The sequence below is a fragment of the Sphaerisporangium sp. NPDC049457 genome (assembly GCF_055586705.1).
The window spans coordinates 182,233-207,198 of sequence record NZ_JBVJHR010000020.1 but is presented as its reverse complement, the minus strand read 5'-3'; the positions used below and the strand labels follow the sequence as shown (position 1 = coordinate 207,198).

21 protein-coding genes are annotated in these 24,966 nt (G+C 71.6%); 15 read left to right on the top strand and 6 right to left on the bottom strand.

What is annotated here, in order from left to right; translation table 11 throughout:
* Positions 1 to 238: 238 nt before the first annotated feature.
* The 3 genes from ACZ6QO_RS29155 to ACZ6QO_RS29145 form a co-directional block, all read right to left on the bottom strand.
* The gene (locus ACZ6QO_RS29155; protein WP_465855156.1) at positions 239 to 1,426 is read right to left on the bottom strand and encodes a serine hydrolase domain-containing protein; all 1,188 of its coding nucleotides are present in this window, start codon (positions 1,424 to 1,426) and stop codon (positions 239 to 241) included.
* Positions 1,427 to 1,486: 60 nt separating this feature from the next.
* Complete coding sequence (locus tag ACZ6QO_RS29150; RefSeq protein WP_465855154.1) at positions 1,487 to 1,864, bottom strand: hypothetical protein; 378 nt, start codon at positions 1,862 to 1,864, stop codon at positions 1,487 to 1,489.
* 191 nt (positions 1,865 to 2,055) lie between these two features.
* Complete coding sequence (locus tag ACZ6QO_RS29145; protein ID WP_465855152.1) at positions 2,056 to 2,490, bottom strand: SRPBCC family protein; 435 nt, start codon at positions 2,488 to 2,490, stop codon at positions 2,056 to 2,058.
* 2,533 nt (positions 2,491 to 5,023) lie between these two features.
* On the opposite strand from ACZ6QO_RS29145, the gene ACZ6QO_RS29140 reads away from it, so the two are divergent.
* On the top strand, positions 5,024 to 6,376 hold the full coding sequence (locus ACZ6QO_RS29140) for a hypothetical protein (protein WP_465855150.1): 1,353 nt from the start codon (positions 5,024 to 5,026) through the stop codon (positions 6,374 to 6,376).
* Between the two features lie 368 nt (positions 6,377 to 6,744).
* Here the strand turns inward: ACZ6QO_RS29140 and ACZ6QO_RS29135 are convergent, their stop codons facing one another.
* Positions 6,745 to 7,683 (bottom strand): MBL fold metallo-hydrolase, encoded by a 939-nt coding sequence (locus tag ACZ6QO_RS29135; protein ID WP_465855148.1) that lies wholly within the window; start codon positions 7,681 to 7,683, stop codon positions 6,745 to 6,747.
* Between the two features lie 232 nt (positions 7,684 to 7,915).
* Here ACZ6QO_RS29135 and ACZ6QO_RS29130 point away from each other — a divergent pair, with 232 nt between their 5' ends.
* Complete coding sequence (locus ACZ6QO_RS29130; protein ID WP_465855147.1) at positions 7,916 to 8,452, top strand: single-stranded DNA-binding protein; 537 nt, start codon at positions 7,916 to 7,918, stop codon at positions 8,450 to 8,452.
* Positions 8,453 to 8,516: 64 nt separating this feature from the next.
* Here ACZ6QO_RS29130 and ACZ6QO_RS29125 read toward each other — a convergent pair whose 3' ends face one another.
* Positions 8,517 to 9,782, bottom strand: a complete 1,266-nt coding sequence (locus ACZ6QO_RS29125) for a DUF1015 family protein (RefSeq protein ID WP_465855145.1) — start codon at positions 9,780 to 9,782, stop codon at positions 8,517 to 8,519.
* A 114-nt stretch (positions 9,783 to 9,896) separates the two neighbouring features.
* Here ACZ6QO_RS29125 and ACZ6QO_RS29120 point away from each other — a divergent pair, with 114 nt between their 5' ends.
* Together ACZ6QO_RS29120 and ACZ6QO_RS29115 are read left to right on the top strand one after the other, a co-directional pair.
* Positions 9,897 to 10,376: a tetratricopeptide repeat protein gene (locus tag ACZ6QO_RS29120; RefSeq protein ID WP_465855144.1), complete on the top strand. Its 480-nt coding sequence runs from the start codon at positions 9,897 to 9,899 to the stop codon at positions 10,374 to 10,376.
* Between the two features lie 311 nt (positions 10,377 to 10,687).
* Positions 10,688 to 11,683: an HAD-IIA family hydrolase gene (locus tag ACZ6QO_RS29115; protein WP_465855142.1), complete on the top strand. Its 996-nt coding sequence runs from the start codon at positions 10,688 to 10,690 to the stop codon at positions 11,681 to 11,683.
* 375 nt (positions 11,684 to 12,058) lie between these two features.
* On the opposite strand, the gene ACZ6QO_RS29110 is transcribed toward ACZ6QO_RS29115, so the two are convergent.
* Positions 12,059 to 12,406, bottom strand: coding sequence for an SCP2 sterol-binding domain-containing protein (locus ACZ6QO_RS29110; RefSeq protein WP_465855140.1), 348 nt, complete (start codon positions 12,404 to 12,406; stop codon positions 12,059 to 12,061).
* Between the two features lie 305 nt (positions 12,407 to 12,711).
* Here ACZ6QO_RS29110 and ACZ6QO_RS29105 point away from each other — a divergent pair, with 305 nt between their 5' ends.
* From ACZ6QO_RS29105 to ACZ6QO_RS29055, 11 genes are all read left to right on the top strand, one after another.
* Positions 12,712 to 12,885 carry a hypothetical protein gene (locus ACZ6QO_RS29105; protein WP_465855139.1) on the top strand — a complete coding sequence of 58 codons (174 nt, stop codon included), beginning with the start codon at positions 12,712 to 12,714 and terminating at the stop codon, positions 12,883 to 12,885.
* 178 nt (positions 12,886 to 13,063) lie between these two features.
* Positions 13,064 to 13,882, top strand: coding sequence for a TlyA family RNA methyltransferase (locus tag ACZ6QO_RS29100; RefSeq protein ID WP_465855137.1), 819 nt, complete (start codon positions 13,064 to 13,066; stop codon positions 13,880 to 13,882).
* Positions 13,883 to 13,917: 35 nt separating this feature from the next.
* Entirely contained in the window at positions 13,918 to 14,826 is a 909-nt protein-coding gene (locus ACZ6QO_RS29095) for an NAD kinase (protein WP_465855136.1), read from the top strand.
* Between the two features lie 197 nt (positions 14,827 to 15,023).
* Positions 15,024 to 16,862, top strand: a complete 1,839-nt coding sequence (gene recN / locus ACZ6QO_RS29090) for a DNA repair protein RecN (RefSeq protein WP_465855135.1) — start codon at positions 15,024 to 15,026, stop codon at positions 16,860 to 16,862.
* Positions 16,863 to 17,033: 171 nt separating this feature from the next.
* Positions 17,034 to 17,225: a hypothetical protein gene (locus ACZ6QO_RS29085; protein ID WP_465855134.1), complete on the top strand. Its 192-nt coding sequence runs from the start codon at positions 17,034 to 17,036 to the stop codon at positions 17,223 to 17,225.
* 132 nt (positions 17,226 to 17,357) lie between these two features.
* Positions 17,358 to 18,554 carry a putative cytokinetic ring protein SteA gene (gene steA, locus ACZ6QO_RS29080; protein ID WP_465855132.1) on the top strand — a complete coding sequence of 399 codons (1,197 nt, stop codon included), beginning with the start codon at positions 17,358 to 17,360 and terminating at the stop codon, positions 18,552 to 18,554.
* Positions 18,551 to 19,528, top strand: coding sequence for a copper transporter (locus tag ACZ6QO_RS29075; protein WP_465855130.1), 978 nt, complete (start codon positions 18,551 to 18,553; stop codon positions 19,526 to 19,528). Before steA ends, ACZ6QO_RS29075 begins: the two co-directional genes overlap by 4 nt.
* Before the next feature lie 165 nt (positions 19,529 to 19,693).
* Complete coding sequence (locus tag ACZ6QO_RS29070; RefSeq protein WP_465855128.1) at positions 19,694 to 20,611, top strand: hypothetical protein; 918 nt, start codon at positions 19,694 to 19,696, stop codon at positions 20,609 to 20,611.
* On the top strand, positions 20,608 to 22,425 hold the full coding sequence (murJ, locus tag ACZ6QO_RS29065; protein ID WP_465855126.1) for a murein biosynthesis integral membrane protein MurJ: 1,818 nt from the start codon (positions 20,608 to 20,610) through the stop codon (positions 22,423 to 22,425). Before ACZ6QO_RS29070 ends, murJ begins: the two co-directional genes overlap by 4 nt.
* Entirely contained in the window at positions 22,418 to 23,569 is a 1,152-nt protein-coding gene (locus tag ACZ6QO_RS29060) for a glycosyltransferase (RefSeq protein ID WP_465855179.1), read from the top strand. The genes murJ and ACZ6QO_RS29060 overlap by 8 nt, the downstream gene beginning before the upstream one ends.
* Positions 23,570 to 23,881: 312 nt before the next feature.
* Positions 23,882 to 24,865: a TerC family protein gene (locus ACZ6QO_RS29055; protein WP_465855124.1), complete on the top strand. Its 984-nt coding sequence runs from the start codon at positions 23,882 to 23,884 to the stop codon at positions 24,863 to 24,865.
* Positions 24,866 to 24,966 lie beyond the last annotated feature (101 nt).

The following is a 24,966-nucleotide window of genomic DNA, read 5'->3' as shown; positions in this document are numbered from 1 at the left end:
ATTTCATATACGCAACACGGGCGGTAGTGTCGTGTTGTGTGGTTGCAGGGAAGCCATCCGGTATCCGGGTGGCTTTCCTGCGTTTCAGGACCCTTTTCTCGCGGTCCCCTCTTCTGCCCCGGCGCCTCTTTCCCTCTCGGCCCTCCTTTTTTTCTTCTTAGGGCCTGTGGGATCGGAGCTGCTGGGGTTGGGTTCGCCGGGGCTGGGGGCACCGTCGGGACGCGGTCACGTCTGTGAACTACGGCTGGAGATGGGTGGTCATGGCGTTGTGGACTGCGGTCAGGAGGGTGGCGGCTCTTGGGTCCGGTACGCCTTCCTGGATGTGGTTCATGACATAGCCGAACGCCAGACCGGTCGCCGGGTCGGCGAAGCCGAGCGATCCGCCGTAGCCGGGGAATCCGAACGCGGTAGGGCTGTACCAGAACGCGTCGGGAGTGGGCAGACCGAAGCCGGTGCCGATCCGGACGGGTATGCGCAGCACGCGGTCGATGCCGTTGGCCTGTTCTCTGGTCGCTGCGGCCAAGGTCTCGGACGAGAGGATGCGATGCCCGTCGACCTCGCCGATGAGCGCGGCGTAGAAGCGGGCCAGCGCGCGGGCGGTGCAGATGCCGTTGGTCGAGGGCATCTCGGCGGACTGCTCGTCGGGATCGTTGTGGTTCAGCGGCGGCGCGACGGTGGTGATCGCCCGCATGGTCAGTGACGTCGGGTCGGCGTAGGCCCTCATCACCTCGCGCGCGGGTTCGGGAAGGGCGTCCAAATCAATACGCGCGAATGCGCTCAGGTCGATCGGGGCGGCGATGATCCGGCTGACTCGGTGCCGTTCTGCTTCTGGCAACCCGATCCAGAGATCCAGGCCGAGAGGTGCGGCGATCTCCTCGGCGAGAAACGCTCCGAGACTGCGGCCGGTCACTCGGCGGACGACTTCGCCCACCAGCCAGCCGTAGGTGTGCGCATGGTAACCGTGGTCGGTGCCCGGTTCCCAGAATGGACGCTGGGCGGCCAGTGCGGTCACCATCGGATCCCAGACGATCGCCTCGGCAGGGGTGATGGGGTGGTCGATCGCGGGCAGTCCGGCCTGGTGGGTGAGCAGCCAGCGGACCGGGATGCGGTCCTTGCCGTTCGCCGCGAACTCCGGCCAGTAATGGGCGACGGGCGCGTCCAGGTCCAGTTCGCCTCGCTGCGACAGCAGGTGCGCGCAGGCGGCGGTGACGCCCTTGGTGGTGGAGAACACGACCTGCAGCGTGTCGCGTTCCCAGCGGCGGCCGGTCTCCGGATCGGCGATGCCGCCCCACAGGTCGACGACCTTGCGACCGTGTAGGTAGACGCCGACTGCGGCGCCGATCTCCTGTTCGCCGGCCAGATTGGCCGCGAACGCTTCCCGTACTCCTTCGAATCCTGGTGCGGTGTGCCCACCGATTTCGGGCATGCGTCATCGCCTTTCGTATGGCTTCGTGTTGCGGGGAGGCGTCGGCCGGCGGGAGAAGGATCAGCCGCGCCAGTGCGAGATGAGCCAGGCGCAGATCTCCGGCTCGGTCTTCTCCGGGAACTCCTCGGTGAGGGTGACGAGCGCGCGCAGCGCTTCGTCCCGTTCCATGCCACGCGCCGCCGCTTCCCTGAGGTATTCCTGACGTGCGGCTGAAGGACGGCCGCCGCCTGCGCCGCGGCCCGGCAGGCCGTTGCGCCATTGGATGATCTCCTCCAGGCGATCGGCCCGCCAGCCGGGAGCCCCGTCGATCTCGACGTCAGGCTCGGGGAACGGGTGACTCGAATCGCCGGGGTATCGCGAGCGCCACTTGTGCACCGCGTGCCGACTCACACCCAGCGCCTCGCCGATGCCGAGAACGCCGAGGTAGCGCTCGGTCATGGTGCACCAACTTCGTCTGTACGGCCTCCTCCGCGGATCATTACTACCACGCTCAATGACGGGCTCCGGCATCGACGGCGACCCGTTGAACGTTGTCTCGGACAGAGACGACGCTAATGCCGATCTCAGATTGACGTCAACAGAAGAGACGAAGTTTCCTGGATCGGCCGGCGCTGCCGGGTGGAAGGAGCTCAGCGTGCTGGGCCGGCCGGTGTGGCCTCGTACTGCCGCTCGATCGTCTCCTTCATCTCGGCCGCGCCTCGTTGGACGCGGATCCGGATCTCGGTGGCCAGCGAGTGCGGCAGCACGTCTGTGGTCCAGACGACCCGGCCCGCCCCGTCACCCTCGGCGTGGACTTCGAAGGAGGCATGGTGATGCCGGGTAGACGGCCGAGCGCCCTCGACGACGGAGTAGGCCAGGCGGCGGGCTTCGTCGTCGATCGCGACGAGCAACTCGCGGACCACATGTCCGTCGGGGAAGGTCAGATACCGCTGGTCGCCCTCGATGCGGGTGTCGGCAACGCGGCCGGGCAGCAGGCGCTCGTGGACGGCCCCTACGTCGCGCAGCGTGTCCCAGATGTACTCGGGGGACGCGTCGATCACGAATTCATGGCGGATGGAGGCCATGGCTACAAGACTCCTCTCAGAGCAGTCACTCCACGACACCTCTCTTATGGCAGGGCGGGACGTGCCCGTGCGGGGAAGCTGTCGGCAATGTTCTGTTACGTCCGCGGCAGACTTGCGCAGGGCCCGTTCGCCGCTCACAGAGTGGCTGACCCAGTGATCATCGCACTGATCGTCCGGGGGCGTAGGTCGAGGTGCATGAAGCGCATCGGGCCGCGTGGCGATTCTCGAATCCCCTCATCTCCGCGCGGTGACGCTTCTCGCCTGGTTCTCATTGCGGACATGCCGGCTTTGCGGCTGTCGAGGAGGGCTCGCTTGCGTAGCCCGGGAAATCGTTCGGCGACGTCGGAGCGGCCGGAAAGGCCGATCCGGCGGGTGGGCGGTCCCGCGCTCTTCGGGTGAATGGATGGTTGGGGGGTAGGGGCTTGCTAGGCTGGACGGAGCCGGGCCACCCCACCACGGGTGGCCTTCGTCGCGTAAGGCGCCAAGGGCGGGCAGCGACAGAGTGAACGGGCCTTGGGGCCCGCGGCCGAGATGGCCCGTCCCCTCCGCACACGGTCGGCGCTACAGATGAACGCCGATCACGGCGGACGCGGTGAGCGAGCAACGAAGGACAGAAGTGAACAGAGATAACGGACGTGAGGACTCGGGCCGTCCCGAAGATGGTGGGAACCGCTCGGGCGAGGGGTCCGGGGGATCCCGCAGTGACCGCCCTGAGAGGCCCAGGGGAGACCGGCCGGCCGACGGCTACCGCGCCGGAGCCCGTGGAGAGAGGCGCCCAGGGGACGGCCCACGCTACGGCGAGCGGCGCGAAGGCCGTCCCGGCGGTTCGTACGGGTCCCGCGACCGTGATTCTCGCGGAGGACGACCGTTCCAGCGCGACGACCGTGGTGGCCGGCCGTACGGCGGTGAGGGCAGGGGCGCGTCCGGCGGTGGTCAGGGCTTCGGCCGCGACGACCGGCGAGAGGGCTCCGGCCGTTCCTTCGACCGCGGCGACCGTGGGGACCGCACTGATCGGCCGGGTCGTTCGTTCGATCGTGGCGACCGGCCTGCCCGTTCCTTTGACCGTGGCGACCGTGGCGACCGTCAAGGCCGTTCCTTCGAGGGCAACGAGCGTCCGGAGGGTTCCTTCGAGCGCCGTGAGCGCGGTGGCTACCAAGATCGTCCGGGTGGCAGTGGCGACGGCTCTGAGCGTGCGGGTCGTTCCTTCAACCGGGACGACCGTGACGACCGTCGCGGTGGCGGCGGTGACCGCTCCTACGGCCGCGACGACCGGGGCGGCGCTCCCCGCAGTGGCCAGGGGTTCCAGGGGCCGCGCGGTGACCGCTCCTATGGCGGCCGGCCCGACTCCCGCGCCGGGGATCGGCGTGGGGCGGGCGCCGGAGGTTCGTCCGGCTGGCGTGATCGTGACGACCGTGGCGGTCGTCCTTCCGGTCCTGGCCGCGGCGACCGCGAAGGCCGTCCGTTCCAGCGGGATGACCGCGGCGGCTCGGGCCCGCGTCCGTTCAATCGTGAAGGCCGTGAAGGCCACGAGGGCCGTGACAGGCGCGATGATCGCGGCGGCCCCGGCACCCGGCCGTACAACCGTGACGACCGTGGCGACCGCCAGGCCCGGCCGTCCTACCGGGACGACCGCGGCGGCTCCGGTGGGCGCCCGTACGACCGTGGCGGCTCCTCCGGGATGAGCGGCGAGCGTCCTCAGCGCGAGGGCGACCGGCCGGGCTCCGGTTACGGGGACCGGCGTGAGGGCCGGCCCGCCGAGTCCTCGGGCTGGCGTGACCGCGGTGACCGTGGTGGACGTTCGTTGGAGCGGAATGACCGTGGTGGGCGCCCGTTCGAGCGGGACGATCGTGGTGGGCGCTCGTTCGACCGCGGAGACCGCGGCGGGCGTCCGTACGACCGTGACGACCGAGGCGCCCGTCCTTCGGGTCCAGGTGAGCGCGGTGGACGGCCGTTCCAGCGAGATGACCGCCGCGGGCCGGGAGCACGCTCGTTCGACGGTGAAGGCCGCCAGGGCCGCGACGACCGCGGTGGCCGTCCGTACGGCGGCGGTGACCGGCCCTACGGCCGTGACAGTCGTGGACAGGGCGCCGAGCGTCCGTTCCCGCGGGATGAGCGCTCCGGTTCCGGGCCACGCCCGTTCAGCCGTGAGGGCCGCGACGACCGGGGGCCCCGCGAGGACCGCCCGTCCACCGGTGACCGCGGTGGCAGGTCTTACGGCGACCGCGACAGGGACGGCTACGCATCAAGAGGCGACCGGGGCGGGTACGGCTCCAGGGACGACCGAAGCGGGCACGGTTCCTCCGGAGGCGACCGGGGCGGCGCTGGTCGTGGCGAGCACGAAGGCTCCCGCGGCCGTTACGGACGCGACACTGGCCGCCCCTTCGGGCGCGACACCGAGCACGGCTCCCGCGACGGGCGCCCGCGCCGCGACGAGCAGGTCGCGGTGCCGGAGCTGGCTCCGGACATCACGCCCGAGGAACTGGAGAAGGAGGTCAGGGACGAGCTCCGCTCCCTGCCCAACGACCTCGCGAACATGATCGCCTGCCACCTGGTGGCCGCCGAGCGTGCGCTCGGTGACGACGACGCGGAGCTGGCGTACGAGCACGCGAAGGTCGCTCGCCGGTTCGCCGCGCGCATCGGCGTCGTCCGCGAGGCGGTGGGTCTGACGGCCTACCGTGCCGGACACTACGCCGAGGCGCTCAGCGATCTGCGCGCCGCGCGCAGGATGACGGGCTTGGATGAGTTCCTGCCGATCATGGCGGACTGCGAGCGCGGGCTCGGCCGTCCTGAGCGTGCGCTGGACCTGATCCGTTCCCCCGAGGCCGAGCGTCTGGACCGTGCGGGTCGCATCGAGCTGGCCATCGTGGAGTCCGGCGCGCGCCGGGATCTCGGTCAGCACGACGCGGCCGTCATCGCCCTTCAGCGGGTGCCCGAGCTGCGCAACCAGGAGCCGCACCCCTGGTCTGCCCGCCTGACGTTCGCCTACGCCGACGCCCTGGCGGAGGCCGGCCACGAGAGCGCGGCCACCGACTGGTTCGAGCGGGCCATGATGTTCGACGAGGACGGAGAGACGGACGCGGCCGAGCGGTACGCGCAGCTCACCGGAGCCGTCATCGAGGACATCGAGGAGGACGAGGACGAGGAGGACGGCGACTTCGTCCTGGACGGCGACGACGAGGCCGGCACGGACCTCGACGGCGAACTCGGCGCGGACGCCGACGGCGACGAGTTGGACGAGGACGAAGACGAGGAAGTCTCCGAGTCCGCCGTCGACGCGGTCGGCGGGTCTGCCGTAACCCTGGATGACAGAAGCGGTGCCGACGTCCGGGATGAGCCGGTCGCCGGCGCCGAGCAGGAGGCCGGGGACGACGTTGCCGAGGGCCTCGGCACGCAGGCTGCCCAGACGCCGGACCGGCAGGCGGTGCCCGGGCAGGGTGTGCAGGCACCCGGCGCGGCCATCGGTGAGGTGGCCGTCCCGTCCGGGGCGGCCGTGCCGTCCGAAGCGCCGGAGGAGACCGAAGCCCCTGAGGACGAGGGCTCCGTCAAGCTCGAAACCGATGCCGGAGAGCCGGCCCGTGGAGCTCAGAGCGTCGATGGCGCCGAAGCCGCCGAAGCCGCCGGCGTCCAGTCGCCGAGCGACCGGAGCCGTGTGGAATCCGATGGCGTCGCACCTGAATCGCCCGCGGCCGGAAGCGGCCCGGCGGGCACCGGTGTGCGGGAGGCGGACGCCCCCGTGATGGAGGCTCCGCGCATGGAGATCGGCATGGCGCCGGCCTTCATCGAACCGGATTTCGGTGTTTCGGCGAGGCCGGTTCCGGGGGATGTTCTGGACGACGAAGACGAGGACGACGTTCAGGCGCACAAGCCGGATCGGCGTGATGCCTGAGGCGCGCATGGGCTGACGAGGGGTGGTGGGCGCCGACGAACTCGAGGCGTGCGGCGCCCGCCACTCATCGTTCCCCCGTTGGCTGAAATCTAAGCCTGCCCGGCACAGAACCGTGCCCGCCCGAAAAGCAGGCACGCACGTACGCGGTATATTTCCGGCCTTTCGGTGAACAGTGGCGTTCTTCGCCAACCACTTTGGCCGGGTCACCATAGAGCCCCGCTCGACGGAAGGATCGACGAGAGAGTCGATTCGACGAGCGAGCTGCCCAATGGATGCGCAAGCTCAATGAGTGCGACGGCTCAATGAGACAGCATGCTTCGCCGAGAGGCCGTAATCGCCGAAATCGATGATAATCGTCGAAAGCGGCCTCAGCCTGCGGCGGGGCGAGAGCGGTTGAGCCAGTGCATGATGCCCGCCACGTTGGACGGAGCCCCGCTGAGCATCTCGAACTGCCGCACCGTTTCGGCGTCTTCCAGGGCAGGGGCGCCATAGCGTTCACGCGTCTTCTCGCGCACCATCGCCACGGCGTGGTCGAGGTCCATGCCCTGCGTGTGGGCTTGGCGGGTCAGATCCACCCAGATGCGCAGTTCCTCGGCGGAACGTGCCAGGATCTCCGGAACGTCGGAGACCGGCCCGTAGTGGCTGAACAGCAGTCGCTGAGGGCCGAGGTCGTTGAACAGGGTCAGCGAGTTCAGCGCGGTCTGCAGGTCGAAGTCCGGGGGAGGCGTGGCCGGCCGCAGGTCGCCAGTCTGCGGCAGGTACACCCCGGCGGCGTCGCCGACGTACAGGTCGCCGGTCGCCGAGTCCAGCAGGCCTACGTGGTGCTTGGCGTGCCCCGGGGAGTAGTGGCTGGCCAGCGTCCGGCCGCCGCCGAGGTCGATCGAGTCGGTGTCGTCCAGGGCGCGAATGCGGGCCGCCTCGGTGGGCGACAGCGCTCCGAAGATCGAGTCGAGCTTGTCCCCCCAGACCATTTTCGCGCTGGCCATGAGAACGGTGGGGTCGGCGAGGTGCCGTGCGCCCTTCTGGTGGACGACGATCTCGGCGGAGGGGTAGAAACCGGCGATATCGCCAACGCCCCCCGCGTGGTCCAGGTGGATGTGCGTGACCACCACCGTGGCGAGATCGTCCCGGCCGACTCCGAGAGACGTGAGCGCGTCGCGGACGACGGGCGCCGACGTGGACGTGCCGGTCTCGACGAGGCACGGCCGGTCCCCGAGGATCAGATAGCCCGCGGTGATCCCGGAGTACCCCGCCATGCGCGTGTCGATCTCGTAGACATCTCCGCCGAGCGGCGTGACGTTGTCCACAGGCTGCTCCTTCGTTCCCCCGGGCGCGCGCCGTGCCCGTGGTCCCTATGTTCGTACCACCTGGGCGATTCCCAGGGCGAACCGCGGGCATGACTCCGCCTTCGCGACGTCCATGTGCCAGGCACTCGCGCCGTTTTCCACAGAGCGACGTTCGGTCCTCGCGGGAGCAGACCTGCCGCCGGAAGATGGGCCCGTCATGGACAGGACGTGACATGGCAGGAAGGGGTTTCCCATGCACCGCAACGAGGTGACGCTGGTCGGACGGCTGTCCAAGCCGCCGAGGCGCAAGGAGCTGCCCAGCGGAGACGTCATGACGATGTGGGGGCTCGCGGTCCGTCGGCCCCCCGAGCACGCGAGTGGAAAGAAGGCCGACGGCATCGCGTGCGTCACCTTCGACGCCGAGGTCGGCGCACAGGTGGCCGGGTGGACGGTCGATGACGTCGTCACGGTCGAGGGAGCGCTGCACCAGAGATATCGGGGCGGGGCCGGTGGGGGGGTGAGCACCTATGAGGTCGAGGTACACCAGGCGAGTCGTCTGCGGGCACGAGATCGACGACGGAGGGAAACCGCCGCCGCCATCGACTCCGGCGGCCCAGCGAACGGTGACGCTCCAATGGGCGCGCAGCGTCCGCGCGATCGCGACACGTCGGAGCACGAGCACGGGCACGGGCATCAGCACGGGCACGAGCACAAGCACGGGTGCGGGCAAGGGGCGTCGAGCGAGAGTCTTCACGCTGCGATGGCTTCGTGCCCGGGGCTGCTCACCTGATGAGGAGGGGGATGGTCGGGGCGGGTTCGTCGCGGGTGTGGGGTCTGCGACGGGGGTTCGGGGGTCAGTCGGTGGCGAAGGTGCGAAGGATCAGGCCGGTGCGGGGTTTGGGGCCGAACGAGGTGGACTTGCGGGGCACCCGCTCGCCTCCCGCCGCGATGGCAAGTACGTTCTCGACGGTCAGCGGCGGGACGATCACCGCCGTCCCCGACTCGCTGCGGGCCATCTGCGCGGCCCGGAACGGGTCGTGATGGACGATGCGCACCGTCTGCTCATCGTCGTGCATGCCCCAGACCTTCGGCAGGAGGAACTCCGAGAGGATCGACGTGACGAGGGACTTCCAGGCGTCCGTGCGGCCCGTCGGCATGGCGTGCTGCAGCTGCACAGGGTCGGGGCCGGTGAGCAGGTGGCTGGGCCCCTCGCCCGCCAGGACGAACGCCGGGCCCGTCGATGTGGCGAGCGCTTCCAGCGCCTCCTCCAGGTGGGCGAACTCATGCACCTGCCAGGCTCCCTTGGCCCGCGCCGCCGCCTCGTCCAGGGGCAGCCCGGGGATGACCCGGTGGATGGCCTTGAGATCGGGCGGGTAGGCCCTCGAGTCGACCAGCAGGGCCAGGCCGAAGTCCCACGGGCCGGGGCCACGCCCTTCGGCGTGGTAGTCGCGCTGCAGGGCGAGGTAGGTGGCGTACCGGTGGTGGCCGTCGGCGATGAGCGCCTGGCGCTCATGAAGCGCCTCCGCCACGGTCTGCTGCTCGGCCGGTTCGGTGAGGGCCCACAACCGATGGGTGATGCCGTCGTCGGTGCGGACGTCCACCAGCGGCGCCCGAGTCGAGGCCACCTCGTCGACCAGGCTGGAGGCGGCGGCGCCGTCGCCCTCGTACAGCAGGAAGATGGGCTCCAGGTTGCTCTCGGTCGTCTTCATCAGCGCCAAGCGGTCGGCCACCGTCGCGGGCATGACGTTCTCGTGCGGCAGCACGATGCCCTTCTCCGGCTCAGAGAGGCCGAGGTCGCCGATCAGACCGCGCAGCAGCAGACCCGGCCCGCTCTGTTCGTAGACGTAAAGCGCAGGGAGATCATCTACGGCGAGTACGCCCGAATTGAGCCACGATCCGAGCGTTTCGCGAGCTTCGGCGTAACGATGCTGGTCGGCGCCGGGAAGGATCAGCCGCACGACGTTGTTGGGGTGGGCATCGAGCAAACTGTGGACGTCTTCCCGCGAGACGACATCGTACGGTGGGGAGGTGACCGCAGCCAGGTCGTCCACTGCGAAGCGCACACCCCGGAACGGGCGCAATACCAGTCCGTCAGGCGACGGCAGTTCAGAGATGGCCATACCGGGCATGGTGCCATAAAGGCCTGAGTCGCTCAGAGACAGCCCCGATGTCGTAGCGCTGCCCGGCTCGTCAGGAAGCCGGGATGACTTGTCCTCTGAAGGAGGCCTCAAAAGATGGTGCAGGGACGAAGCGGGCCGGAGCCCGCTGACTTTCAGCCGAACTCACACGTCTACGAGTCGAACGCTCCTGCCGGTGATGTCTATGAGTCGAACGCTCCAGCGGGCGATGTCTACGAGTGGTTTCAACGCGGGGTCAAGCTGCTGAAGGACGGCAGCCCGGCCGCCGCGGCGGCCGTCCTGGCGCGTGCGGCCGACGCCGAGCCCGGCTCGCGCAGCATTCGGGAGGCTCTGGCCAGAGCCCAGTTCAATTCGCGCCGCTACGAGGAGGCCGCCGACAGTTTCCGCTGGATCGTCTCCGCCGACCCTACGGAGGACTACGCCTATTTCGGCCTCGGCATGGCGCTGTGGCGCACGGGCGACATGAAGGCCGCCCAGGAGCACCTGGCCATGGCCGTGGCGATGCGCCCCGACCTCCGTGACTACGTCTCGGCGCTGAAGCAGGTCCGCGCCACCTTGCGCGCCCGACAGGCGTGAACAACCCGTCCCAGCCGTGCCCGTGTCCGGTGACTGTCACCACGCCTGCTCGGTCCATGGTGGTGTCGGGGTGAGCATGGTTGTTTCGGGGTGCCTCTGTGGGCTCGGTTCGGTTTGATTTGGTGGGGTTGCGGGTGGGGCGTTGCCTGGGTGTCCGGGGCGGGGCGTGACCACGGAGCCGGGGGGCGAGGTGCTGTCGGCGGGTTCGCCGTGCTCGTCGCCGCCGAGGAGGCCGGGGCGGGAATGGTGAGCAGGGCGGCAAGGGTGTGCCCGGGTCATGGGGGTGTCTTGGCATCGGAAATAGTGGGGCCATGCAGACCACGCTGATCGACCTCTACGACACCTTGCTGCTCGATCTCGATGGAGTCGTCTACCTCGGCCGCCAGGCGGTCGAGGGTGCGCCCGAGGCGCTGACCCGAGCCCGTGACACCGGGGTGCGGCTCGCGTACGTGACCAACAACGCCTCCCGCACGCCGGCCGCGATCGCCGAGCATCTGGTGTCCATCGGGGTGCCGGCCACGCCGGACGACGTGGTGACCTCGGCGCAGGCCGCGGCGCGCATGATCGCCGAACGGGTGCCCTCAGGCGCGGCCGTGCTCGTGGTCGGCGGCATGGGGCTGCGTTCCGCGTTGCGGGCCCAGGGGCTGCGCCCGGTGACGACCGCGGCCGATTCCCCCGTGGCGGTCGTGCAAGGGATTTCGCCTGATCTGTCCTACGCCCTGCTGAGCGAGGGCGCGCTCGCCGTTCGGCGGGGGGCCTGGTTCGTCGCCGCCAACGGCGACACGACCATGCCGACGAATCGCGGCGTACTGCCCGGCAACGGATCGATGACCCGCGTGATCGCGACCGCTACGGGGGTGGAGCCCGTGTCGGCGGGCAAGCCCGAACCGCCGCTGCACAAGGAGTCCATGCTGCGGACCGGCGCCGAAAGGCCGCTCATCGTAGGAGACAGGCTGGACACCGACGTGGAGGCCGCCACCCGGGCGGGCGTCGACAGCCTGCTGGTGCTGAGCGGGGTCACCGGCCCGCTGGATCTTCTCACCGCGCCGCCCGAGCATCGCCCGACGCACATCGCCGCCGACGTCTCCGCCGTGCACCTGCCGCCGGCGCCGGTGGCGAGCGAGGCCGACGAGTGGACCCGCGAGGGCTGGGTGGCTCGATGGGAGGACGGAGAGCTGCGCCTGAAGGGCGAGGGCGACCCTCTGGACGGGCTCCGTGTGGCCTGCGCGGCGTCCTGGGCCCATGCGGGCGACGGTCGCACAGACGAGGCCGCCCTCACTCAGGTCATGGCGGCCCTGGTCCTCTGACCGCCCTTGTCCTCGGCGGGTCGCGGCCCGCCGACCGTCCTGGTCGAGTCACCTGGGTTCAGAGATGTTCCGACCGCTCTGGTCGTGTTCTCCCGGGGTCAGGGATGTTCCGACCGTCCTGGCCGGGTCTATCTCCCGGCGGGCTCAGGGTGCGCGACCGCTCTGGTCGCGTCTCCTGGGTGCGGGGATGTCGGACCGTGCTGGTCGGATCTGCCGGGTTAAGGGATGTGCGACCGCTCTGGTTGCGTCCCTGGGTGCAGGGGCGTTCGATCGTTTCGGTCGGGCCTTTCGGGTTCGGGGGTGTTCGGCCGCGCCGGTGGCGTACGACGGACGGACGGGGGCCGAGCGGGGGCCGAGCGGGGGCCTCTGTGGAGGTCAGAGGAGTTTGCGCAGGCGCAGCAGGTCACCCAGGCTGGCGTCGATCTTGACGCGACCCCCCAGCAGCGCCCGCGCCATGTCCAGCTCGCCGTTCACCATGGACAGCAGATCGTCACTGGAGATGCGGATGCGCACCTCGGCCGGACGCCCTCCAGCCGGAGGGACGTCGGTGAACGGCTCAAGCCCGTCCTGATGGATGCGCCCGTAGAAGGTGACGTCCAGGTCGGTGATGCGGCAGCTGAGGCTCCTGTCCACCACATGCTTGGTGCGCGTCTCCGAATCAAGCTCGGCGAACTGCTCGGCGAGCTTGTCCAAAGCCGCCCTGCACTCGTCGACGGTCGCCATGCGCGGTACTCCTTCTCGTCCCCGAAGACCCTCTGACCTACGGAAGGTAGCGTTTCACTTGAGTACTACGCGAAATCCGGCGCGCGGGGGCGGCCTGGGAAGAGAAGGGCATCACACTGATGGCCGCTTCCGATACGGTCAGGGTCTACGGCCGTCGCGCAGGCGGCGGTGACCTCGGCGCGCGATCATTTCATCATGTCCCTGAGCGGCGCCGCGACCAAGGGGCGTACCGCGAGTCGGCGGGACGCGGGCGGACCGACACGCCGCACGGGACGACAGACGCGCAGAACGGGTGGAGACGACGCATGACGGAGAGCGGCGAGGCCAGGGTGGCCGCCGCCCTGGCCAGGCTGGGCGGCCTGGGCGAGCTTCCCGTCCGGGAGCACGTCCCGGTGTTCGAGGAGGTCCTGGGCGACCTGGAGGCTACCCTCGCCTCCATGGACGACGCCTCCCCGGCTCAGGGGGACGGCGCGCCCTGATGACCGGACGGCGGCCGCCGAAGACGGTGAGTTGCTCGATGACGGGGGGACGACAGGTCATGACGGCGACAAGCCCGGCCATGACGGCCGGGTGGCGTTTCGCGACGAGAGCGATGCGCGGCCGAAAGGCCGATGCGCGGGGTCTGTGGGGAAGGGCGGATGCCGGGGGGTGGGCGCAGTGAGCCGCCGCATGCGCCTGGACAGCGAGCTGGTCCGCCGAGGCCTAGCCCGCTCCAGAGAGCAGGCCGCCGAACTCATCTCCGGCGGCAGGGTCAGCGTCGGCGGCCGTACGGCGGCCAAACCCGCGACCCAGGTGGACACGGCCGCGGCCATCGTGGTCGCCGAGGCCGCCGAGGGTCCCGACTACGTGTCGCGGGGCGCCCACAAGCTGGTCGGCGCGCTTGAGGCGTTCGGGCCGCGCGGCCTGACCGTCGAGGGGCGCCGCTGTCTGGACGCCGGCGCCTCGACCGGCGGTTTCACCGACGTGCTGCTGCGCCGCGGTGCCCGGCAGGTCCTCGCGGTCGACGTCGGGTACGGCCAGCTCGCCTGGTCGCTGCGCACCGACGAGCGGGTCACGGTGATGGAGCGGGTCAACGTGCGAGACCTGACAGCCGGCATGCTCGGCGAGCCGCCCACACTGGTCGTCGGCGACCTGTCGTTCATCTCGCTGCGCCTGGTCCTGCCGGCCCTCTCGGCCTGCGCGGCTCCCGAGGCGGACTTCGTGATGCTGGTGAAGCCGCAGTTCGAGGTGGGAAAGGACCGCGTGGGGGCCGGAGGCGTCGTACGCGACCCCGGCCTGCGGGCCGGAGCCGTCCGGGACGTCGCGGCGGCGGCGGCCGCGCTGTCGCTGACCGTGCGCGGCGTGACGGCGAGCCCGCTGCCGGGCCCGTCGGGCAATGTCGAATACCTGCTCTGGCTCGGCAAGGGGCCGGGACCCGCCCCGGTCGCCGACCTGGACGCCGAGATCGAACGCGCGGTCACGGAGGGTCCCCAGTAGTGCCAGATGTACCCGGCGGACGAGCGGAGCCGACCATGGACAGCGCGAAGCGCACGGTGCTGATCACCGCCCACACGGGGCGTGAGCCGGCGGTCGAGAGCGCGCGGCTGGTGATCCAGCGGTTCCTCGGCGAGGGGTTCACCGTCCGCGTCATGGCGCCGGAGGCCGAGGAGATCGGCGCGCTCGGCGTGGAGGTGGTGCCGGCGAGTCCCGCCGCCGCCGAGGACGCCGAGATGTTCCTGGTGCTGGGCGGCGATGGCACGCTGTTGCGGGCGGCCGAGCTCGCCCGTCCGGTCCGCGCCCCGCTGCTCGGCATCAACCTCGGCCACGTCGGCTTCCTTGCCGAGGCCGAGATGGCGCACCTGGCCGAGGCCGTGGATCACGTCGTGACCAGCCGCTACACCGTCGAAGAGCGGATGACCCTGGACGTGAGGGTCCGCGCGAACGGCGAGCAACTGGCGTCCACCTGGGCGTTGAACGAGGCCAGCGTCGAGAAGCGCGACCGCATGCTGGAGGTCGTCGCCGAGATCGACGGCCGGCCGCTGTCCCGGTGGGGATGCGATGGGGTGATCTGCGCCACCCCGACCGGTTCGACGGCCTACGCGTTCTCGGCGGGCGGACCGGTCGTGTGGCCGGAGGTCGAGGCGCTGCTGCTGGTGCCCAACAGCGCCCACGCGCTGTTCGCCCGCCCCCTGGTGGTCTCGCCGCGTTCGAACATCGCCATCGAGATCCTTCCCGGCACGTCCGGGGGAGTCCTGTGGTGCGACGGACGGCGCCGTTTCGACCTGCCGCCGGGGGTGCGGGTGGAGGTGCGGCGCTCGGACCTGCCGGTGCGGCTGGCGAGGCTGCACGATCCCGCGACCACCGGGGCGCCGTTCACCGACCGCCTCGTCGCCAAGTTCGACCTGCCCGTCCAGGGCTGGCGCGGCCGCGTCCGTCACTGACCGCCCCGCCTGCGCGGCCGGCGGCGAAAACGGCCGATCCGATGCGCTCTCGCGGGGGGCGGAGACTCCGGTCATCGAAAACCTTGGCGATTTCCGCGTAGGATCGACCCCGCACGGAGAGGTGACCGAGCCAAGCCCCACACGGTCCGGCGAGGTGCCCGAGCGAGGCGGCGCGGCGAAACGGCGGGAGGGACCCAGTGCGGCCACGGGTCGATGAGGTCCGGATCAAAGGGCTCGGGGTGATCGACGAGGCTGTCCTGGAGCTCTCGTCGGGCTTCACCGTCGTCACCGGCGAGACCGGCGCGGGCAAGACGATGGTCGTGACAGGGCTCGGGCTCCTGTTCGGCGGACGGGCCGACCCCGCCCGCGTCCGTCCCGGCGCCGACCGCGCCACGGTCGAGGGCACGCTCGTCATCGAGCCCGGCGGCCGCGTCGCCCAGCAGGTGGAGGACACCGGCGGCGAGATCGAGGACGGCGAGCTCATCATCGCGAGGACGGTCTCCACCGAGGGAAGGTCCCGCGCGTGGCTCGGCGGCAGGTCCGTGCCGGTCGGCACGCTCACCTACCTCGCCGAGGATCTCGTGGCCGTCCACGGCCAGATGGACCAGCAGCGGCTGCTCCAGCCGGGGCGCCAGCGCGCCGCTCTCGACCGCTACGCCGGTGAGGAGCTCGTCAAGCCTCTGCGCGCCTACACCCAGGCGTACAAACGCCACAAAGAGGTCGGCGAGACGCTGGAGGAGCTCACGACCAGGGCGCGCGAGCGGGCACAGGAGGCCGATCACCTGCGCTTCGGGCTTGAGGAGGTCGAGAAGGCCGACCCCAGGCCGGGCGAGGAGGTCGAGCTCAAGCAGGAGGAGGAGCGCCTCGCGCACGCCGACGCGCTGAAGAACGCCGCCGTCAGCGCCCACTCGGCCCTGCTCGGCGACCCCATGGCGAGCGCCCAGGGGCTTCAGGACGCCGTCTCGCTGCTCGGGCTGGCGCGGGCGGCGGTCGAGGCCGTCCGCGAGTACGACGCCGCGCTGGCGGGCATCGGTGACCGGCTGGCCGAGGCCGGGTACCTGGTGTCGGACGTGGCCACCGAGCTGGCCGCCTACGCCGAGTCGGTCGACGCCGACCCGGGCAGGCTGGCCGCGGTGCAAGAACGCCGCGCGCTGCTGAACGGCCTGATCAGGAAGTACGGCACGGACACCGAGGCGGTCCTGGCGTGGGCGAGGACCGCGGCGGCCCGCGTCGGCGAGCTGGCGGGCGACGACGACCGCATCGCCGAGCTCACCCGCGAGCACGAGGAGCTGACGGCGCGACTCACCGAGCTGGCCGCCCAGGTAACCGCGATCCGCACCGCCGCAGCCGAGCGTTTCGGCGAGGCCGTGACCGCCGAGCTGGCCGCCCTGGCCATGCCGCACGCCAAGGTCGTCGTGGTGATCACTCCGAGCGGCCAGTTCGGCCCCGACGGCGCCGACGAGATCGAGCTGCGCATGATGTCCCACCCTGGGGCGCCCGCGCTGCCGCTCAACAAGGGCGCCTCCGGCGGTGAGCTGAGCCGCGTCATGCTGGCGATCGAGGTCGTGTTCGCCGGCGCCGACCCTGTGCCGACGTTCGTGTTCGACGAGGTCGACGCGGGCGTGGGCGGCAAGGCCGCGGTGGAGATCGGCCGGCGCCTCGCCATACTGGCCCGCACCGCACAGGTCATCGTGGTGACCCACCTGCCGCAGGTCGCCGCGTTCGCCGACCAGCACCTGGTCGTCGAGAAGGCCAGCGACGGCAGGGTCGTGCGCAGCGGCGTCACCGCCCTCGACCAGGAGGGCCGCGCGCGGGAGCTGGCGCGCATGCTGGCCGGCCTGGAGGACTCCGAGCTGGGCCGTGCCCACGCCGAGGAACTGCTGTCCATCGCCGCGGCCGACAAGGCCGCGGGCACGGCCCCCTCCGGGACAGGAGGGGCCGCCTCGACGGGCAAACCGGCCCCGGGTTCCCGCCGGGCCGCCGCCGCGGCCCGCGGATCCTCCGGCACGGCGGGCCGGCCGCCCGGCCGGCCATGAAATCACGCCAGACGCCGCTCATACCGACCGGACCGTTCATGTCGGCCGGACCGTTCATGCCTGCCGGACTACTACTCATGCCGCCTGGACCGCTCATGCCGAGCGGACCGCGCATGCCTGCCGGACCACTGCCCATGCCGTCTGGACCGCTCATGCCTGGACATGCCACGTATGTCGATCATGCCGGGCGAACGGCTCATCTCGCTCGCGCGGGTCGTGCCCTTCATGCCGGACGAGTCGCTCACGCCGGATCTGTTGGCCGTGCTGGATCTGTCGGCCGTGCCGGACGAGTGGGCCGTGCCGCTTATGCCCCTTATGCGGGATGTGTCGGTCGGCATGCGTGCGGGGCGTCTGGTGGGGTAGCCGAGGTGGGCTGAGAGACCTCGGCCACGGGTGGTGCGCCCACAGTGCGCCCTCAGCGCGCCCACAGTGACATATCTGACACGCCGTGATGCGGACCCATCTTGGTCGCACGCTCTGGCAGGATGGTTCGTGATGAAGGTGCCGACCTTGAAAGTGCAGGGCCTCCGCCGCAGGAATGTCTCAGACCTTCCCGGGGTGACGGCAGTGGCGAGGATCGATCGGCGGACCAAGACGCTGACCAAGCGCCTCAGGGCCGGCGAGATCGCGATCATCGATCATGTCGACGTCGACCGGGTGAGCGCGGAGGCTCTTGTCGCGTGCGGCGTCTCGGTCGTGCTCAACGTCGCCTCCGGCATCAGCGGCCGCTACCCGAACCTCGGCCCGCAGATCCTGCTCAACGCCGGCGTCACCCTCGTCGACAACGTCACCCCCGAGGTGTTCGACCGCGTCCGCGACGGCGACCTGGTGCGCGTCCACGAGGGCCAGGTCTACCTGGAGGACGAGCTCGTCGGGAAGGGCGAGATCGCCACCCCCGAGTCCGTCGAGGCCGCCATGGCGGAGGCGCGGGCGGGCCTGTCGGTCCAGATCGAGGACTTCGCCATCAACACGATGGAGTACATCCGCCGCGAGCGCGACCTGCTGATCGACGGCGTGGGCGTCCCCGACATCCGCACCTCCATGGAGGACAAGCACGTCCTGGTCGTGGTGCGTGGTTACCACTACAAGGAGGACATCGCCACCCTCCGCCCCTACATCCGCGAGTACCGCCCGATCCTGATCGGCGTGGACGGCGGCGCCGACGCGCTGCTGGATGCGGGCTACATGCCCGACATCATCGTCGGAGACTTCGACTCGGTGTCCGAGCGGGCGCTGTGCTGCGGGGCCGAGCTCATCGTGCACGCCTACCGCGACGGCCGCGCGCCCGGTCTCGAGCGGGTCCAGCAGCTCGGGCAGGAGGCCGTGGTGTTCCCCGCCACCGGCACCAGCGAGGACATCGCGATGCTGCTGGCCGACGACAAGGGCGCCAGCCTGATCGTTGCGGTCGGCACCCACGGCACGCTGGTGGAGTTCCTGGACAAGGGCCGCTCGGGCATGGCGAGCACCTTCCTGACCCGGCTGCGGGTCGGCGGCAAGCTGGTGGACGCCAAGGGCGTGAGCCGGCTCTACCGCAGCCGCATCTCGATCGGCTCGCTGCTGCTGCTGGTGGCGACGGCCCTGGTCACGGTGGGCGTGGTCCTGTGGCGCTCGCCGATGGGCAACGTCTGGCTGAACGGACTTCGTGACGCCTGGAACGGTTTCATCTTCTGGTTGGTCGGACTTTTCTCGTGATCGATTTCCGTTATCACCTCGTCTCCATCGTCGCGATCTTCCTCGCGCTGGCGATCGGCATCGTCCTCGGCAGCACGGTGCTGAACGCCCCGCTGGTCAAATCCGCCGAGGCGATCACCGCGCAGCTGTACGCCCGCAACAACGAGCTGCAGGTGCAGGTCAGCGGCGCGCAGGCCAGGGAAGGCGCGAGCGACTCCTTCATCGCCGACCGGCTCCCGCAGCTCGTCCAGGGCGCCCTGACCGGCGAGCGGGTCCTGATCGTCGAGGCTCCCGGCGCCGACTCCAAGCTGCGCGACCGCATCGAGCACGTGATCACGGCGGCCGGAGCGGCGGTGAGCGGACGCGTCACCCTCAGCGAGAAGTACCTCAACGCCGAGCAGGCCGCCGTACTCGACGAGCGGGCGACGGCGTCCAAGCCCGCCGCCCTGGAGTTCACCCTCACCGCCACCCCGTACGACAAGGCGGCCGCGGTGCTCGCGAACGCGCTGCTGACCACGGACAAGGCGCAGGCCGGCAAGGACGAGCCGACCGCCACCGGCGTGCTCGACTCCTTCGTGAGCGACGGCCTGCTGACGGTGGAGGGCGAGCCCGGCAAGCGGGCGACGCTGGCGCTGATCATGGCCCCCGCCGCCCCGTCCGAGGGCGACGGCGCCGAGGCGCAGAACGCCGCCCTCGTGTCGCTGGCCACCGGCCTCGACGCGACCGGCGAGGGCGCCGTCGTCGTCGGCGCGGTGCCCCCCTCGACCGCGGCCGGCGTCATCGCGGCCCTGCGCGCCGAGAGCGACGCGGCGGCGAAGGTCTCCTCCGTCGACAACCCCGATATGGCCTTCGGTCAGGCCGCCGTGGTCTACGCTCTGCGGGAGCAGGCGGCCGGGGAGGCCGGGCAGTACGGCCTCGGCTCCGACGCCACGGCCGCCGAGCCGGCCCCCATGGCCACCTCCACGCCCACCCCCTCGGCGGGCGCGGGCGGCTGACCGGCCGCTTCGCCCGGCTCGTCGGCGCGCCGCTCCTCGCGGTGGCCGTCCCGCCTCGCGGCGGGCGGGTGAGCGCTCCGCGACGCGGGCCGGGGAACCGGCCGGCACTGAAGACCATGCTCTCCGGCGTCCGCGCCGGGTGCTCCTGACGAAGAGGGATCTGCTGTGGCCCATCGCACCTGGCTCGGCGCCCTGGCGGGCGCGGCCCTCGGCGCCGTCGCCGCCCGCGCCGCCTACTCGGCGTTCTCCCGGCGTCCGCCGATCGGCGAAGAGAAGACCTGGACGCGCACCAACCACCGCGGCGAGCCGATCACGCTGCTGGAGGGGCCGGCGTTCGTGGCGGGAGCGGGCGCCGCCGCCGCCCTGGCCCCGGGCCTGCCCGCGCGCGCCCGCGCGGCGGCCGTGCTGGCCACCGTGGGCAGCGGCGCCCTCGGCGCGTACGACGACCTGTGGGGGGCCACTTCCTCCAAGGGGTTCAAGGGCCACCTGACCGCCCTGGCGCGCGGTGAGGTGACGAGCGGCGCGGTGAAGATCCTCGGCATCGGCGCGGCGGGACTGGCCGCCGCCGCGCTCCTGCCCCGCCACCCCGCCGAGGCGCGTCGCGGCGCGGTGGCCTCCGCCGTGGGCACGCTGGCCGACGGCGCGCTGATCGCCGCGAGCGCCAACCTGGCCAACCTGTTCGACCTGCGCCCCGGGCGCGCCATCAAGGTGGGGCTGCTGACCGGCGGTCCCCTGCTGGCGGCGTCGCTCGCCAGGGGCTCCGGCGGTGTCACCGGTGGAGGCTCCACCGGAGCCACCGCAGCCGGGACGGCCGCCTTGGCCGCGGTGCCGCTCGGCGCGGGCCTGGCCCTGCTGCCGGAGGACCTCGGCGAACGCGCGATGCTCGGCGACGCGGGCGCCAACGCCCTCGGGGCGCTGCTCGGCGTCGCCGCCGTCGCCGGGCTGCGCCGCCCGTCCCGGCTGGCGCTGCTCGGCACGGTCGCGGCGCTCACCGCCGCCTCCGAGAAGGTGAGCTTCACCAAGGTCATCGCCGGGAACCCGGTGCTGAACCGGCTCGACATGCTGGGCCGCCGCCCCGCATGACCGCACGGGTGGGCCGGGGCCTCGCCGCCGCGGCGGCGCTCATCGCGGCCGTCACGATGCTGGCGCGGGTGGTCGGCTTCGCCAAGCAGGTCGTCCTGGCCCGCACGGTCGGCACCAACTGCCTGGCCACGGCGTACTTCACCGCCAACCAGGTGCCCAACATCGTGTTCGAGGTGGTCGTCGGCGGTGCGCTCGCCGGAATGGTAGTCCCCGTGCTCGCCGGGGCGGCCTCCCGCTCCTCGGCGCCGGTCCCCGCCGGGGCGCGCGTCCCGGCGCGGTCCGCCAAGGCGGCCGGAGCGCACGACGCGGCGTCGGGCTTCGCGGCGGCCGGCTCGTACGAGGCGGGTCTGGTCGGGACGGCCGAGACGGCCGAGCAGGCCCGCGCGCGGGTGGGGTGGATCACCTCGGCGCTGCTGAGCTGGGTGCTGGTCCTGCTGGTGCCGCTCGGCGTCCTCACCGCCCTCGTGGCCCGTCCCGTGATCGAGTTGTTCGCCGGGCAGGTGCAGGGGTGCGCCACCGGGCATCTGCTGGACACCGCGACCCGAATGCTCGTGGTCTTCGCCCCGCAGATCCCGCTGTACGGACTGGCGGTGGTGCTGTACGGGGTGCTGCAGGCCCACCGGCGCTTCGCCGGCCCCGCGCTGGCGCCGCTGGTGTCCAGTCTGGTGGTCATCGTCGCCTACCTGCTGTTCGTGCCGCTCAGCCAAGACGTCACCGCGCCGCTGGCCGCGGTGCCGCGCCCGGCCGAGCTGGCCCTGTCGGTGGGCACCACCCTCGGCGTGCTGGCCCTGGTGGTCACGGTGATCGGCCCGTCCTCACGGCTGGGCCTGCGTCTGCGGCCGACCCTGCGCTTCCCTGAAGGCGTGGCGGCACGGGTGCGCCGCCTGGCGGCGGCCGGGCTCAGCGCCCTGGTCGCCCAGCAGGCGGCCACGGCGCTCGTGGTGTGGCTCGCCAACCGCCACGTCGGCGCCGGAGGGCTGGCCGGCTACAACTACGCGTGGGCGATCTACCAGGTGCCCTACGCCGTCCTGGCGGTGCCCATCGCCACCAGCGCCTTCCCAGCGCTGTCCTCGCGCGCCGAGGGAGGCGACGGCGCCGGGTTCGCCGCCCTGTCGGCGCGGACGACCCGGGCGGTCGTACTGGTGTCCGGGCTGGCCGCCGGTGCGCTGGCCGCCGTGGCGGCGCCGGTGGCCGCGGTGTTCGTCAGCGGCATGGACAGCCAGGTGGACGCGGCCGAGCTGGCGCGGGCCATCGCCCTGTTCGCCCCGGGCCTGGTGGGATACGGGCTGGTCGCCCACCTCGGCCGCGTCCTGTACGCCCAGGGGAAGGGGAGGGCCGCCGCGGCCGGCACCGTCGCCGGCTGGCTGGTGGTCATGGCGGCGCAGACGGCGTTCACCGTGGCCTTCCCCCCCGGGTGGAAGCTCGGCGGCCTGGCGCTCGGCGGCGCCGTCGGCATGACGGCGGGCGGCGCGCTGCTGATGGCCGCCGTGGCTCACGGCGCGGGCAGGGCCGCCCTGGCGGGCGTGGCGCGCGCCGCGCTCACCGCGGTGCTCGGCGGTGGGGCTGGTTTCCTCGCCGGCGCGTGGATCGGCTCGCTGCCGCCCGTCCACGGGCCGGTGGCCGGCGCGGGTGTCGCGGCGCTGGCGGGGACGGCGGCAGTGGCGGTGTCCGTGGCCGTCGCGCTGGCGGTGGACAGGCGCGATCTGATGTCGGCGCTGTCTCGCGCCCGGGGCGGCGGCGGGGAAGGGGCCGATGAAGGGGCCCGTGAAACGACCCGTGAAGGGACAGGTGGAGGGGCTGGTGGAGATGGCTGAGACGGCGCGGCGCGTGGTCCTGGTCCTCGGGACGAGCACGGGCGGAGTGGGACGGCACGTGCGCATGCTCGCCGGAGGGTTCGCCCGGGAAGGACGCCAGGTCGTGGTGGCCGGTCCGGCGAGCACCGACGCGGCGTTCGGCTTCTCCGCCGTGGCCCGGTTCGCCGAGGTCCCCATCTCCAGCCGGCCGCGCCCGGCGGCCGACGCGCGCGCCGTGGCACGCCTGCGGACGCTGGTGGCGGGCGCGGACGTGGTGCACGCGCACGGCCTGCGCGCGGGAGCGCTGGTGGCCCTGGCGCTCACCGGCCGCCGTACCGGTCTGGTGGTCACCTTGCACAACGCGCTGACCACCGGCGGCGCGGTCGGCGCGGTGTTCGGCGTCTTGGAGCGCATTGTCGCGAGAAAAGCTGATCAGGTGCTGGTCGTGGCTCCCGACCTGGGTGAGCGGATGACGGCCCTCGGCGCGCGCCACGTCGCCCCGGCGGTCGTGCCCGCGCCGCCGCTGCCGCCCGCGACCAGGACGGCCGCCGAAGTCCGCGGCGAACTGCTGAAGGCCGCCGCGGCCGTGCCGCTGGACACCGCCGACCCTGCGCCGGCCGCCGGGCGGGATCCGGACGGCGGCGTGCCGATCTTGCTGACCATCGCACGGCTGGCGCAGCAGAAGGGCCTGGAGACGCTTCTGGACGCCGCGCGCGGGCCGTACGCCGAGGGGGCCGCCCCGCTGTTCGTGATCGCGGGAGATGGGCCGCTGCTCGGCGCACTGCGGGCGCGCGTCGAGGCCGAGGGACTCCCCGTCCTGCTGCTCGGGCACCGCGCCGACGTGGCCGACCTGCTCCAGGCCGCCGACGCCGTGGTGGTGCCGAGCCGCTGGGAAGGGCAGCCGCTGAGCGTGCAGGAGGCGCTCAGGGCCGGCAGGCCGGTCGTCGCGACCGCCGTCGGCGGGGTTCCCTCGATGGCGGAGGACGCCGCCCTGCTCGTCCCGCCGGGGGACGCGGCGGCCCTGCGAGCGCAGATCGCCCGCTTGCTCGGCGACCCCGAGCTGGCCGCCCGTCTGTCGGCGGCCGCCGCGGCACGCCCGCTGCCGGACGAGCACGACGCGCTGCGGTCGGCAACCACGGCGTACGAGGCCGCCCGGCGCCGCTGAGCGCGGGCGGGTGGGAAGGGCGTACCGGGGGCGTGGGGGCGCCGGCATGAAGCGTTCCGATCGGGGTCGGCGGCCTTGTTGATCAGCGGGTTCGCCGCCGCGCGCCGCGGGCGACGGCCACGCCCGCGTAAACGCTGATTAGGTACGGCTTATGCGCTCGCCTATACTCCTCGGCGAGGGGGGGAGTATCCCTTCGCGACAGCCTCGTCATCACGGTACGTCCCTTACGGCGCGCCCGGGGCTGCCGGTCCGCGCCAGTGGCGCGGGCGGGAGAGACCTCCGGCACTTTGACGCGGGCCGGAGGTTTCTGTCTTGGACGTTTCCGTGTGGGCATGGGCGGCGGTCATCGGCGGTCTGCTGGTGGTCCTGGCGTTCGATCTGTGGATCGTCGACAGAGGCGAGCCCCGTGAGTTCTCGTTGCGGCAGGCGGGTTTCTGGGTCAGCTTCTATGTCACGCTGGCCGTCTTGTTCGGCATCGGCCTGTGGGTCTTCGCAGGAGCCGACAAGGCCGGGGAGTTCTTCGCCGGCTATCTGACCGAGTACAGCCTGAGCGTCGACAACCTGTTCGTCTTCTACATCATCATGGGCCGTTTCGCGGTGCCGAAGATGTACCAGCACAAGGTGCTGCTGGTCGGCGTGCTGATGGCCCTGGTGATGCGCGGGGCCTTCATCTTGGTCGGCGCGGCAGCGCTGGAGCGTTTCAGCTGGCTGTTCTACGTGTTCGGCGCGTTCCTCGTGTACACCGCGGTGAACATGCTGCGCGGCCACGACGAGGAAGAGTTCAAGGAGAACCTGCTGCTGCGCTGGGTGCGCCGCGTCTTCCCGACCACCGACGGCTTCGTCGGCTCGAAGGTCACCGCCAGGGTGGGCGGGCGCCGCATGGTGACCCCCATGCTGATCGTCATGATCGCGATCGGCACCACCGACCTGCTGTTCGCGCTGGACTCGATCCCCGCGATCTTCGGGCTCACCCAGGACGCCTTCATCGTCTTCACCGCGAACGCGTTCGCCCTGATGGGGCTGCGTCAGCTGTACTTCCTCCTCGGTGGCCTGCTGCAGCGGTTGGTCTACATCAGCTACGGTCTGTCGTTCATTCTGGCCTTCATCGGGGTTAAGCTCTTCATGGACGCCTTGCACAAAAGTGGCGTCTCCTGGGCGCCCGAAGTGCCGATCTCGGTCTCCCTTTCGGTCATCGGCGTCACGATGGTGGTCACCACCGTGGCCAGCCTCATCAAGGCCAGGCGCGACAGGCGGTCCGGCGACACCACTGCCCCGGCGAAGGTGTCTCAGGGGTAGCGAATTAGTGCATGAGGCGATTTGCTTGTCTCGTATCGCTATGCAACGGCGGTCGGATGGGTAACATTCGGCGACAAGTCACGAACCGGTCTCTGGCCGCA

Bases quoted from the DNA above. Each gene is read 5' to 3' on its own strand.
- ACZ6QO_RS29105 (WP_465855139.1), top strand. From the start codon at position 12,712: ATGACGGAGAGCGGCGAGGCCAGGGTGGCCGCCGCCCTGGCCAGGCTG.
- ACZ6QO_RS29140 (WP_465855150.1), top strand. From the start codon at position 5,024: ATGATCGCCTGCCACCTGGTGGCCGCCGAGCGTGCGCTCGGTGACGAC.
- murJ (WP_465855126.1), top strand. From the start codon at position 20,608: ATGACCGCACGGGTGGGCCGGGGCCTCGCCGCCGCGGCGGCGCTCATC.
- ACZ6QO_RS29085 (WP_465855134.1), top strand. From the start codon at position 17,034: ATGTCGATCATGCCGGGCGAACGGCTCATCTCGCTCGCGCGGGTCGTG.
- ACZ6QO_RS29115 (WP_465855142.1), top strand. From the start codon at position 10,688: ATGCAGACCACGCTGATCGACCTCTACGACACCTTGCTGCTCGATCTC.
- ACZ6QO_RS29095 (WP_465855136.1), top strand. From the start codon at position 13,918: ATGGACAGCGCGAAGCGCACGGTGCTGATCACCGCCCACACGGGGCGT.
- ACZ6QO_RS29130 (WP_465855147.1), top strand. From the start codon at position 7,916: ATGCACCGCAACGAGGTGACGCTGGTCGGACGGCTGTCCAAGCCGCCG.
- ACZ6QO_RS29155 (WP_465855156.1), bottom strand. From the start codon at position 1,426: ATGCCCGAAATCGGTGGGCACACCGCACCAGGATTCGAAGGAGTACGG.
- ACZ6QO_RS29145 (WP_465855152.1), bottom strand. From the start codon at position 2,490: ATGGCCTCCATCCGCCATGAATTCGTGATCGACGCGTCCCCCGAGTAC.
- ACZ6QO_RS29110 (WP_465855140.1), bottom strand. From the start codon at position 12,406: ATGGCGACCGTCGACGAGTGCAGGGCGGCTTTGGACAAGCTCGCCGAG.
- ACZ6QO_RS29060 (WP_465855179.1), top strand. From the start codon at position 22,418: ATGGCTGAGACGGCGCGGCGCGTGGTCCTGGTCCTCGGGACGAGCACG.
- ACZ6QO_RS29125 (WP_465855145.1), bottom strand. From the start codon at position 9,782: ATGGCCATCTCTGAACTGCCGTCGCCTGACGGACTGGTATTGCGCCCG.
- ACZ6QO_RS29120 (WP_465855144.1), top strand. From the start codon at position 9,897: ATGGTGCAGGGACGAAGCGGGCCGGAGCCCGCTGACTTTCAGCCGAAC.
- steA (WP_465855132.1), top strand. From the start codon at position 17,358: ATGAAGGTGCCGACCTTGAAAGTGCAGGGCCTCCGCCGCAGGAATGTC.
- ACZ6QO_RS29150 (WP_465855154.1), bottom strand. From the start codon at position 1,864: ATGACCGAGCGCTACCTCGGCGTTCTCGGCATCGGCGAGGCGCTGGGT.